The organism is Rhodococcus sp. 852002-51564_SCH6189132-a (assembly GCF_001665495.1).
In the GTDB taxonomy this organism is placed as follows: domain Bacteria; phylum Actinomycetota; class Actinomycetes; order Mycobacteriales; family Mycobacteriaceae; genus Rhodococcus; species Rhodococcus pyridinivorans.
This window is the reverse complement of the sequence record NZ_LZMJ01000051.1, coordinates 38,185-49,877: the sequence shown is the minus strand read 5'-3', so window position 1 is coordinate 49,877 and position 11,693 is coordinate 38,185. Positions and strand designations below refer to the sequence as shown.

Here is an 11,693-nt window from a genome sequence, read left to right as displayed (position 1 = left end):
CGCCCCACCGGACGCCGACCCGACCGCCCCGCCCCGCCCGGGACGCCGGATCGCCGCCGTCCTGTGCGACCTCGCGCTCCTCGCCATCCCCCTGCTCATCGGCGCCCTCGTCGTCGACACCCTCGCCGACGCCAACGGCGGCGGCCAGACCGACCGCATCGTCTTCGGCGGCGCCGCCCTGGCCGCCGCCGCCGGACTGCTGTGGTGGAACCACGGCTACCGCGCCGGCCGCACCGGCCAAAGTCTGGGCCTGCAGTGGACCGGGCTCGTGCTGCGCGACCGCGCCACCACCGGACCGGCCGGCACCCGCCGTGCCCTGCTGCGCCGCGGCACCGAGATCGTCACCGAACGCCACGCCCGCCACGACGAGTTCACCCCGCGCCCCACCGACGGCAACGTCGCCGCCCTGCGCCGCCGGCGCCTCCTCGGCCTGGCCGCGCTGCTCCTACTGCTGGTGCTCGGCGCGCTCGCCAGCATCGCCGTCGGCGCCCGCCCGATGACCTTCGCGGAGGTCTTCCACGCCCTCGTCGTCAACGACGGCTCCGAAACCGACGTGATCGTGCATTCGCTGCGCATCCCCCGCACCCTGCTCGCGCTGCTGGTCGGCACCGCGCTCGGCGTCGCCGGCGCACTGATCCAGGGGCACACCCGCAACCCGCTCGCCGACGCCGGTCTGCTCGGCATCAACGCCGGCGCCGCCTTCCTGGTGGTGCTGTCGATCTACCTGTTCGGGCTCTCCACCCCGGCGCAGTATCTGTGGTTCGCCTTCGCCGGGTCCGCGCTCGCCAGCATCGTGGTGTTCGGATTCGCGTCCATCGGCAACGGCGGCTCGAGTCCGCTCAGTCTCGCGTTGGCGGGCGCGGCGGTGGCGTTCTTCCTGCAGGCGATGATCCAAACCATCGTGCTGCTCGACCAGACCAGCCTCGACGGCTACCGCTTCTGGGTGGTCGGCTCCGTCGCCGGCCGCGGCATGGACGTCTTCTGGCAGGTGTTGCCGTTCATCGTCGTCGGACTGCTCATCGCGCTCGCCTCCACCCCGGCCCTGAACCTGCTCAGCCTCGGCGAGGACGTCGCCCGCTCGCTCGGCACCAACGTCGTCACCACCCGGGTGATCGGCATCGCCGCAATCACCGTGCTCACCGGCGCCGCCACCGCCGCCTGCGGACCCATCGCCTTCGTCGGATTGATCGTCCCGCACATCGCCCGCGCGGTCACCGGCCCCGACTACCGCTGGCTCGTGCCCTATGCCGGGCTGCTCGGCGGGGCACTGCTCGTCCTCGCCGACGTCGTCGGCCGCATCGTGGTGCGCCCCGGCGAACTGCAGGTCGGCATCGTGCTCGCCCTCATCGGCGCCCCCTTCTTCATCGCCCTCGTCCGTCGCCGGAAGCTGGTGGCCTTGTGAACGACACCCCCACCCCGTCCCTCGACACGAACGAGCCGACGACGGACAAGCGCCGCTCACCCGCGCAGGTCTCCACCCGCGTCCCGGGCCGGCCCGCCTTCCGGCTCGGCTCCGTCTCCGTCGTCTGGCGCGCCCGCATGGTCATCGTGTGCGCGCTGATCGTCGTCGCCACCGCGATGCTGCTGTCGATCTCCCTCGGCCGCGGCGACTACCCGCTCAGCCCCCTACAGGTCGTCGAGGTGCTCCTCGGCGGCGGGGAACGCCTCGACCGGTTCATCGTCTTCGACCTGCGCCTCCCGCGCGGGATCGCCGCCGTGGTCGTCGGCGCCGCCCTCGCGGTCTCCGGCGCCATCACCCAATCGGTGTCCCGCAACGCCCTGTCCAGCCCCGACATCCTCGGCATCACCGCCGGCGCCTCCGCTGCCGCCGTGGCCCTGATCGTCGTCACCAGCGGCGGTTCCATCGTCGGACTGCTCGCCACCCTCGGATTGCCGATGTCGGCGCTGCTCGGCGCGCTGCTCACCGCCACGGTCATCTATCTGCTGGCCTGGCGGCGCGGCGCCGACGGCTTCCGGCTCGTGCTCATCGGCATCGGCATCAACGCCATGCTCATCGCCCTGACCCAGTGGATGCTCGTCTCCGCCGACATCAACGACGTCAGCCGCGCCCAGGTGTGGCTGACCGGCTCGCTCAACGGTGTCTCCTGGAGTCAGGTGGTGCCCGCCGCGATCGCGCTGCTGCTCGTCGGCGGCTGGGCCGCGACCGCCTCCTTCACCGTCGGGGCGCTGCGCCTCGGCGACGACACCGCCCGCTCCCTCGGCGTGAAGCTGCAGACCCAGCAGGCGCTGCTGCTCGTCGCGGCGTGCGCGCTCGCCGCCGTCGCCACCGCCGCCGCCGGCCCCATCGGCTTCGTCGCCCTCGCCGCCCCGCAGATCGCCCTGCGCCTCGTCGGCTCGGCGGGCAGCCCGATCATCGCCTCCGCCCTGACCGGGGCGCTGTTCGTCGTCGCCGCCGACCTCATCGCCCGCACCATCCTGCCGGTGCCGCTGCCCGTCGGCCTGGTCACCTCCGCACTCGGCGGCCCCTTCCTGCTGTACCTGCTGGTGCGTTCCAACCGAAAGGTCTCCCGATGACCGACACCCATCTGCCTGCCGTCCCGGCCCCCGGCCCGATCGAGCACGCGGCGCCGCGACTGGTCGCCGAGCACATCAGCCTCGGCTACGGCGAACGGCTCATCGTCGACGACCTGGACCTGTCCATCCCCACCGGGGTCGTCACCACCGTCATCGGCCCCAACGGCTGCGGCAAATCCACCCTGCTGCGCGCGCTGAGCCGGCTGCTCAAGCCCCGCACCGGCACCGTGCTGCTCGACGGGCACGACATCACCACCATGCGCACCCGCGAGGTCGCCCGGGTGCTCGGCATGCTGCCGCAGGCCCCCGTCGCGCCCGAAGGGCTCACCGTCGCCGATCTGGTCTCCCGCGGCCGGCACCCGCACCAGTCGTGGTTCCGGCAGTGGTCCTCCGACGACGAGGACGAGGTCGCCATCGCCCTCGAACGTACCGGCATCGCCGACCTCGCCGACCGGCCCATCGACGAACTGTCCGGCGGGCAACGGCAACGCGCCTGGATCTCCATGGCGCTCGCACAGGGCACCGACATCCTGCTGCTCGACGAACCGACCACCTATCTCGACCTGGCGCACTCGGTGGAGGTCCTCGACCTCGTCGACCGGCTGCACAGCGAACTCGGTCGCACCGTGGTGATGGTGCTGCACGACCTGAACCTCGCCGTGCGCTACAGCGACCACCTCGTGGTGATGAAAGACGGCCGCGTCGTCGCCTCCGGGGTGCCCTCGGAGGTGATCTCCGTGGAACTGCTGCGCGAGGTGTTCGACCTCGACGCCTCGGTCATCGACGATCCGGTGTCCGACCGGCCGCTGATCGTGCCCATCGGCACCCGCCACGTCTACGGCGCCGCCGGAGGTCCCCACCGGAGGTGACGATGGTCCCACCGCAGGTCAGAACCTACGACTAGGGGTAGTACGCACATTCGTCGGAGAAATCCGTAGAATCGACCCATGGCAGCACTCGGCGAACTCGAACGCGCAGTGATGGACCACCTGTGGTCCACCCCCGAACCACAGACCGTCCGGCAGGTCCACGAAGCCCTCTCGGCTCGACGCAACCTCGCGTACACCACCGTCATGACGGTCCTGCAGCGCCTCGCCAAGAAGAACCTCGTCATCCAGCAACGCGACGACCGCGCCCACCGCTACCTGCCGGTGCACGGCCGCGACGAACTCGTCGCCAGCCTCATGGTCGACGCCCTCGACCAAGCCGACGAGACCGCCGGCCGCGCCGCCGCCCTCGTCCACTTCGTCGGCCGCGTCGGCGCCGACGAAGCCGCCGCCCTGCGCGCGGCGCTGGCGAAACTCGAAGCGCAACACGGCGACGACAGCACCGGCCACGACACCGAGCGGGCCGGCTGACACACTCGATGTCATGAACGCGACCACGGCGCTGTTCTTCGGAACCACAGCGCTTCTCCTCGCCGGTCCGGTGCCGGGGCTGCTCGCCCGCGCCACCTGGCCGCACCGCAACCCCCGGGCCGCCCTCGTGCTGTGGCAGTCCGTGGCCCTGGCGGCGGTGCTCTCCGCGTTCTCCTGCGGCCTGGCCATCGCCGCCCGCCTCCTCGCACCCGGCGCCGACGGCCGACCCACCACCGGGCCCCTCGAAGAGATCGACGCCCTCGGTCTGCCCCTGTGGCTGACCTACGTCATCGTCTTCGCCCTGACCGTGTTCATCGGTGCCCGCCTGACCTTCTCCATGCTGCGCGTCGCGGTACGAACCCGCCGCCGCCGCTCCCGCCACCGCATGCTCGTCGACCTGCTCGACCGCCGCGAGAGCGGCGCCGCCGTCCGCCACCACCCGCACGTGCGGATCCTCGACACCGCCGACCCCATCGCCTACTGCCTGCCCGGGCTGCGGCACCGGGTGGTGCTCAGCGAAGGCACCCTCGACAACCTCGGCGACGACGAACTACGCGCGATCCTGCGCCACGAACACTCCCACCTGCGCGCCCGCCACGACCTCATCCTCGAGGCGTTCACCGCCGTCTACGAAGCGTTCCCCCGCGTCGTGCGCTCCGGCTCGGCGCTCGGCTCGGTCAAACTGCTCGTCGAGCTGCTCGCCGACGACTCCGCCGTCCGCAAGACCGGCCCCGCACCGCTGGCCCGCGCCCTCGTCGCCTGCGCCGGCGCCCACACCCCCACCGGCGCCCTCGCCGTCGGCGGACCGAGCACCGTGCTGCGCGTGCAGCGCCTCACCGGACCGGGGCCCAACCTCGGCATTTCCGCCGCCGCCTACACCGCCGCCGCCGCCATCCTCGTCGTACCCACCATCGCCGTGGCGGTGCCCTGGCTCACCGAACTGTCCCTGCTGCTCGGCCTCTGAGCCGCGACACGCCGCACCGTTCGGCCCGCCCCGATTTCGATCGGCCCCCGTTTCGGGGGAAGCTGTAGACCATGACCGTCGAACGAACCGAAACACCGCAGGCCCAGATCGGCGTGACCGGACTGGCCGTGATGGGCTCGAACATCGCCCGCAACTTCGCCCGCCACGGCTACACCGTCGCCCTCCACAACCGCAGCATCGCCAAGACCGACGCGCTGCTCGCCGAGCACGGCAGCGACGGCACCTTCGTCCGCACCGAAACCATCGACGAATTCGTCGCCGCCCTCGAAAAGCCGCGCCGCGTCCTGATCATGGTCAAGGCAGGCGACGCCACCGACGCGGTCATCAACGAGCTCGCCGACGCGATGGAACCCGGCGACATCATCATCGACGGCGGCAACGCCCTCTACACCGACACCATCCGCCGCGAAGCCGCCCTGCGCGCCCGCGGCCTGCACTTCGTCGGCGCCGGTATCTCCGGCGGCGAGGAAGGCGCCCTCAACGGCCCGTCCATCATGCCCGGCGGCCCCGCCGAATCGTACGAGGCGCTCGGCCCGCTGCTCGAAACCATCGCGGCCCAGGTCGACGGCACCCCCTGCTGCACCCACATCGGCCCCGACGGCGCCGGCCACTTCGTGAAGATGGTGCACAACGGCATCGAATACGCCGACATGCAGCTCATCGGCGAGGCCTACCACCTGCTGCGCGACGCCCTCGGCTACGACGCCGGGCAGATCGCCGACGTCTTCGCCGACTGGAACACCGGCACCCTCGAGTCCTACCTCATCGAGATCACCGCCGAGGTGCTGCGCCAGACCGACGCCGCCACCGGCAAACCCCTCGTCGACGTCATCGTCGACGCCGCCGAACAGAAGGGCACCGGCCGCTGGACCGTCAAAGCCGCCCTCGACCTCGGCGTCCCCGTCACCGGCATCGCCGAAGCCGTCTTCGCCCGCGCCCTGTCCGGCTCCCGCGACCAGCGCGCCGCCGCCCGCGGCCTTGCCGCCGGCAACCTCGGCGCCGCCCCCACCGACGCCGCGCAGTTCACCGAGGACATCCGCGCCGCCCTGTACGCGTCGAAGATCGTCGCCTACGCGCAGGGCTTCGACCAGATCGCCGCCGGCAGCGCCGAATACGGCTGGAACGTCGACCGCGCCGCGCTCGCAACGATCTGGCGCGGCGGCTGCATCATCCGCGCCCAGTTCCTCAACCGCATCAAAGAGGCCTACGACGCCGACCCGGCCCTGCCCAGCCTGATCCTCGCACCGTACTTCCGCGACGCCATCGAGATCGGCATCGACAGCTGGCGGCGCGTCGTGGTCACCGCCACCCAACTCGGCATCCCCGTCCCGGCCTTCGCGTCGTCGCTGTCCTACTACGACGGGCTGCGCGCCGACCGGCTGCCCGCCGCCCTCACCCAGGGCCAGCGCGACTTCTTCGGTGCCCACACCTACGAGCGCACCGACAAGCCCGGCAAGTTCCACACCCTGTGGAGCGGGGACCGCTCCGAAGTGCAGGCCTGACCCGATGACGGGCACGGCAGTCGCCGTCCTGTGCGCACTCGCCGCCGCCGCGCTCATCGCGGTCGGCAGTGTCGCGCAACAGACCTCGGCCGCTGCCGTGCCCGACACCGACTCCTTCGTCGGCTCGCTGCTGCGCAGCCCCCGCTGGTGGGCGGGCATCCTCGGCGACGGCGGCAGCTACGTACTGCAGGTCATCGCGCTCGTCTTCGGATCGGTGCTGCTCGTCCAGCCCCTGCTCGTCGCGTCACTGCTGTTCGCGTTGCCGCTCGCCGCCGCCACCACCGGCCGCCGCGTCACCCGCACCACCTGGCTACTCGCCGGCGCACTGTGCGCGGCGCTGGCGATCTTCCTGCTCGCCGGCAACCCCAGCGAAGGCACCGGAGATGCCGCCGCCGCCCGCTGGGCGCTGCCGCTCGGAACGGTGCTCGCCGTCACCGCCGCCGCAGTCGTCGTCGCCCTGCTCTCCCCGCGACGGCGGGCACTGTCGTTCGGGATCGCCGCCGGCGTCCTCTACGGCGTGACCAGCGCGTTCACCAAACACGTCACCGACCTCGCCGAACACGGCATCCCGCAACTGCTCGGCTCGTGGCAGACCTGGACACTCGTCGCCGCCGGCGCCACCGCGATCTACCTGCAGCAACGCGCCTTCCAGGCCGGATCGCTCACCGCATCGCTGCCCGCCCTGACCGTCGGCGAACCGCTCGCCGCGATCGTGCTCGGCATGACCGTGCTCGGCGAACACCTGCGCACCGACGGCCCCGGACGGATCCTCGTCAGCGCCGCCGTCGTCGTGATGCTCGTGACCACCGTGGCGCTCTCCCGCGCCCAGGCCGCCGACACCCCCGCCGACGCCGCGGCTACGCCCGCCCCAGCACCGCCACCAGAAACTCCGCGTCATCGCTGAACGGCCGCAGATCCCAGGTCGACAACCGCACCTGCACCGCCAGACCCGCCTGCTGCGCATCGGCGACGAACTCCTCGAACGGATACTCACGGCCCGCCCCGAAACCGATCACCCCCCGGCCCTGCGGCGCCAGATGCGCCGCGAAATTGCGCAGCACCGCCACCCGGGTCGACGGCGCCACGAAGGTCATCACATTCCCCGCGCACACGATCACATCGAAATCGGCGTCGACACCGCGGGCCGGCAGATCCAGCTCGGCCAGATCCCCCACCAGCCACCTCGGCCCCGGATGATCCTCCTCCGCCGCCGCGATCAGCACCGGATCGACATCCACCCCGACCACACTGTGCCCGGCCCGATGCAGATAACCGCCGAGCCGGCCCGGCCCGCACCCTGCGTCGAGGATCCGCGCCCCACGCGGCACCATCGCATCGATCAACCGGGCCTCCCCGACAGTGTCCTGCCCCCGGGCGACCATCGCACGGAACCGTTCGACGTACCACGACGAATGCGCCGGATTCTCCGCCACGATCTCCTCCCACCGGCTCGGCACCCGCTCGCCGCCACCGTGTTCCGGACCCTCGCCGCCGCTCATCCACGCTCCTTCGTTCCACCGGGACACCTGCTCGATCCCCACCGTAGGCGCCGCGCCGTCACCGGCACCGCAACACACGGCAACCACCCTCAGTAGAATCGGTACCCGTCGAAACCACTTCCGGCAAGCAGACACCGTCCGCGACCGGACCCGACGAGAGGACACCGGTGCCCGCGGCACCCACAGCCACCCCACCGCCCGACACCTCCTCCCCCTGCACGGAGTGCGACTCCGGGCCGGAAGGATCCTCTATCGGGCCGGGGCACCACCCCGGCCACCACCCCGCCCGGCAGGACCGCCTCTGATGTCCGTCCTGCTCGATATCGTCGCGCTCCTCGGCTTCGTGGCGCTCACCGCAGGCACCGCCCTGTTCGTCGCCGCCGAGTTCTCCCTGACCGCCCTCGAACGCAGCGCCGTCGACGCGCACGCCCACGACGGCGACCGGCGCGCCCGGCAGGTCCAGCACGCGCACCGCACCCTGTCGTTCCAGCTGTCCGGCGCCCAGCTCGGCATCACCATCACCACACTGATCACCGGCTATCTCGCCGAACCGATCCTCGCGCAGTTCTTCACCCCGCTGTTCGACGCGATCGGATTGAGCACCTCCGTCGCCTCGACCGCCTCGCTGGTCCTCGCGCTGCTCATCGCCACGTCCTTCTCCATGGTCTTCGGCGAACTGGTCCCCAAGAACATCGCCATCGCCCGGCCCATGGGCACCGCCCGCGCCACCGCCGGTCTCCAACTGGCGTTCTCCCTGCTGTTCCGCTGGGCGATCCTCGGACTCAACGGCGCCGCCAACCACATCGTGCGGCGCTTCGGCATCGAACCGGCCGAGGAACTGCGCTCGGCGCGTTCCCCGCAGGAGCTCGGTTCGCTGGTGCGCGCCTCGGCCCGCAGCGGCACCCTCGACGAGCACACCGCCCGCCTGGTCTACCGATCCCTGCAGTTCGGGGACCGCACCGCCGAGGACCTCATGACCCCGCGCAGCACCGTCGAGAGCCTCGACCGCAACGCCACCGTCCTCGACCTCATCGAACTGTCCGCCCGCACCGGCTACTCCCGCTTCCCGATCGTCGACGGCGACCTCGACGCCCCGCTCGGCGTCGTGCATGTCAAGCACGCGTTCACCGTGCCCGGCCCGGCGCGCGGCACCACCGCCGTCGGCGCCCTCGCCCGCCTCGTGCCCACCGTGCCGACCAGCCTCGACGGCGACACCGTCATGGAACGGGTGCGCTCGGACGGCATGCAGGTCGCGCTCGTCGTCGACGAATACGGGGGCACCGCCGGACTGATCACCATGGAGGACCTCGTCGAGGAGATCGTCGGCGACGTCCGCGACGAACACGACGAGACCGAACTCGACGCCCACCGCGACGGGGAGGGCTGGTCGTGCACGGGTCTGCTGCGCACCGACGAGGTGGCCCAGCTCACCGGTTATCACGCCCCCGACGGCGACTACGAAACCCTCGCCGGGCTGATCCTCACCGAACTCGGCCGCATCCCCGAGGTCGGCGACGAGATCCAGCTGCCGCTGCGCGGCGGCGAACGCGACCTCACCTGGTACGCGCGCATCCTCGAGATGGACGGGCACCGCATCGACCGGGTGCTGCTCGTGCCCGGCGCCGCCCCCGACCCCGAGAACCCCGACGGCGACAACGGTGACAGGGACGACGCCCCGGCCGCCGACGAGGGGGGTGCGCAGCGATGAGCGACTGGTTCGGAATCGTCCTCGCCGTTCTGCTGCTCGCCGGCAACGCCTTCTTCGTCGGCGCCGAGTTCTCCCTCATCACCGTCCGCCGCGACCGGCTCGAGACGCTGCTCGCCCAGGGCAAGACCCGGGCCCGCACCGTCATCCACGCCGGCGAACACCTCTCGCTCATGCTCGCCGGCTCCCAGCTCGGCATCACGATCTGCTCGATCCTGCTCGGCCGCGTCGCCGAACCGGCCATCGCGCACCTGATCGAGGTGCCGCTGCATGCGGCCGGGGTGCCCGACGCGCTGCTGCACCCCATCGCGTTCACCATCGGGCTCACGATCGTGGTGGTGCTGCACATCCTGCTCGGCGAGATGGTGCCGAAGAACATCGCCATCGCCGGCCCGGAACGCGCCGCGATGCTGCTCGTGCCGATCCACCTGCTGTTCATGCGACCCGCCCGGCCGGTCATCGCCTTCTACAACCTGTGCGCCAACGCCACCCTCCGCGCGGCGCGCATCGACCCGAAGGACGAACTCGACACCTCCGTCTCCGCCGTGGAGCTCACGGAGATGATCGGCGAATCCCGCTCCGAGGGGCTGCTCGACGAGGAGGAACACAAGCGCCTCACCCGCGCCCTGGCCACCGGCAACCGCACCGTCGCCGACGTGATGATCCCGCTCGCTCGGGTACGCACCGTCCCGCACACCGGCGCGGGCCCGACCCTCGGCGACGTCGAGCACGCGGTCACCACCACCGGCTTCTCCCGGTATCCCACCCGCCGTCCGGACGGCACGATCACCGGCTATGTGCACATCAAGGACGTGCTCGATCTGGTGCGGGAACAGTCCACCGGTCCCGAGACCGTCATCCCCGCCGCGGTGATCCGGGAGCTGCCGACCATCGGGATCGGCGACGGTCTCGACGAGGCGCTCGCCGCGCTGCGCCGCAGCAACGCGCATCTGGCCGGGGTGACAGACACCACCGGAGCACTGCGGGGCATCGTCGCGCTCGAGGACCTCGTGGAAGAGTTCGTCGGAACGGTCCGCGACGCCACCCACCGGGTCGCGGATCCGCTGGGCAACCGCCCCCGCACCACCGCACCCCGATCGACCGAACGAGAACCATGACCCGCTCCCTGTCCGTGACCGACCGCCCGGCGATCCTCACCGAGAACGAGTGGACCGCGCGGCGCGACGCCCATCACGCCGCCGTGGACGAGCTGCTCGCCGGGCATCTCGAACGACGCGCCGCCGGCCGCACCCATCCCGTGCACGACTTCCTGTTCACCTACTACAGCCTGCGGCCGAGTCAGCTGCGGCGCTGGCATCCCGGCTACGGCACCGTGCTGCTCGGCGCGGCCGCGGTGCGCGGCTACCGCGACCATCCCGGCTACGAACGGGCCACCGTCGACGGGCAGCCGGGGGTGCGGGTGAGCCGGGAGGTGCTCGACCGACGCGCCGACACCGTCGACTTCGTCGCGGGGCTGCTCACCGCGACCTCCTCCCGGCCGCCGCAGCTCGGCTGCTTCGGATTGCACGAATGGGCGATGGTGTACCGGGCGGGAGCCGACGGGGTGCGGCACTCGTCGGTGCCGTTGCGGCTCGGCCATACCGGAACCGACACAATGGTGGAATCAATGCAGCTCCGATGTACCCATTACGATGCGTTCCGGTTCTTCACCCCCGACGCCGTCCCACGCAACGCCACCGAACTGACCCGCGACCAGCAGGTACGCACCGAGCAACCCGGCTGTCTGCACGCCGGCATGGATCTGTACAAGTGGGCGTACAAGCTGCTGCCCCTGACGGATTCGGAGCTGACGGTGCGGTGCCTGCGACACGCGTCCGCAGCCCGTGAATTGGACATGCGGGCGAGCCCGTATGATCTCGAGGACTACGGCTACTCGCCCATCAGGATCGAGACTGCCGCAGGACGCGCACAGTACGTCCGCGAGCAGTCGGCGCTCACCCGTCGCGCCGCAGCTCTGAGAGAAGAGCTGGTGAATCGATGTACCGTCCTACAGACGCACAGAACCACTGCGTCCGTTACTACCGGCGGGTAACATAATCGACGATTCCGTGTGGCCGGAACGTTTCCGGCCGCACAGCAACCGGAAAG

Annotated in this window: 11 protein-coding genes; 10 read left to right on the top strand and 1 reads right to left on the bottom strand. The window is 71.3% G+C overall.

Annotated elements, in window-relative coordinates; translation table 11 throughout:
- From A5767_RS12620 to A5767_RS12590, 7 genes are all read left to right on the top strand, one after another.
- On the top strand, positions 1-1,402 hold a 1,402-nt coding region (locus A5767_RS12620; protein ID WP_082937687.1), incomplete at its 5' end, for a FecCD family ABC transporter permease.
- Entirely contained in the window at positions 1,399-2,535 is a 1,137-nt protein-coding gene (locus A5767_RS12615) for a FecCD family ABC transporter permease (protein WP_064852431.1), read from the top strand. The genes A5767_RS12620 and A5767_RS12615, both read left to right, overlap by 4 nt.
- Positions 2,532-3,404 carry an ABC transporter ATP-binding protein gene (locus tag A5767_RS12610; protein ID WP_006552763.1) on the top strand — a complete coding sequence of 291 codons (873 nt, stop codon included), beginning with the start codon at positions 2,532-2,534 and terminating at the stop codon, positions 3,402-3,404. Before A5767_RS12615 ends, A5767_RS12610 begins: the two co-directional genes overlap by 4 nt.
- A 78-nt stretch (positions 3,405-3,482) precedes the next feature.
- Entirely contained in the window at positions 3,483-3,893 is a 411-nt protein-coding gene (locus A5767_RS12605) for a BlaI/MecI/CopY family transcriptional regulator (protein ID WP_006552762.1), read from the top strand.
- Between the two features lie 13 nt (positions 3,894-3,906).
- On the top strand, positions 3,907-4,857 hold the full coding sequence (locus A5767_RS12600; RefSeq protein ID WP_006552761.1) for a M56 family metallopeptidase: 951 nt from the start codon (positions 3,907-3,909) through the stop codon (positions 4,855-4,857).
- Positions 4,858-4,928: 71 nt separating this feature from the next.
- A complete protein-coding gene (gene gndA / locus A5767_RS12595; protein WP_006552760.1) occupies positions 4,929-6,380 on the top strand; it encodes an NADP-dependent phosphogluconate dehydrogenase in 1,452 nt (483 codons plus the stop codon).
- Between the two features lie 4 nt (positions 6,381-6,384).
- Positions 6,385-7,284: a DMT family transporter gene (locus tag A5767_RS12590; protein ID WP_024101095.1), complete on the top strand. Its 900-nt coding sequence runs from the start codon at positions 6,385-6,387 to the stop codon at positions 7,282-7,284.
- Here the strand turns inward: A5767_RS12590 and A5767_RS12585 are convergent.
- Positions 7,238-7,879, bottom strand: a complete 642-nt coding sequence (locus tag A5767_RS12585; protein ID WP_064852433.1) for a class I SAM-dependent methyltransferase — start codon at positions 7,877-7,879, stop codon at positions 7,238-7,240. The genes A5767_RS12590 and A5767_RS12585 overlap by 47 nt on opposite strands.
- A gap of 304 nt (positions 7,880-8,183) precedes the next feature.
- Here A5767_RS12585 and A5767_RS12580 point away from each other — a divergent pair, with 304 nt between their 5' ends.
- From A5767_RS12580 to A5767_RS12570, 3 genes are read left to right on the top strand one after another with little or no spacing between them, the layout of a single operon-like run.
- The gene (locus A5767_RS12580; protein WP_064852430.1) at positions 8,184-9,587 is read left to right on the top strand and encodes a hemolysin family protein; all 1,404 of its coding nucleotides are present in this window, start codon (positions 8,184-8,186) and stop codon (positions 9,585-9,587) included.
- Positions 9,584-10,702, top strand: coding sequence for a hemolysin family protein (locus A5767_RS12575; protein WP_006552756.1), 1,119 nt, complete (start codon positions 9,584-9,586; stop codon positions 10,700-10,702). Before A5767_RS12580 ends, A5767_RS12575 begins: the two co-directional genes overlap by 4 nt.
- On the top strand, positions 10,699-11,637 hold the full coding sequence (locus tag A5767_RS12570) for a hypothetical protein (protein ID WP_064852429.1): 939 nt from the start codon (positions 10,699-10,701) through the stop codon (positions 11,635-11,637). Before A5767_RS12575 ends, A5767_RS12570 begins: the two co-directional genes overlap by 4 nt.
- Positions 11,638-11,693: the final 56 nt, after the last annotated feature.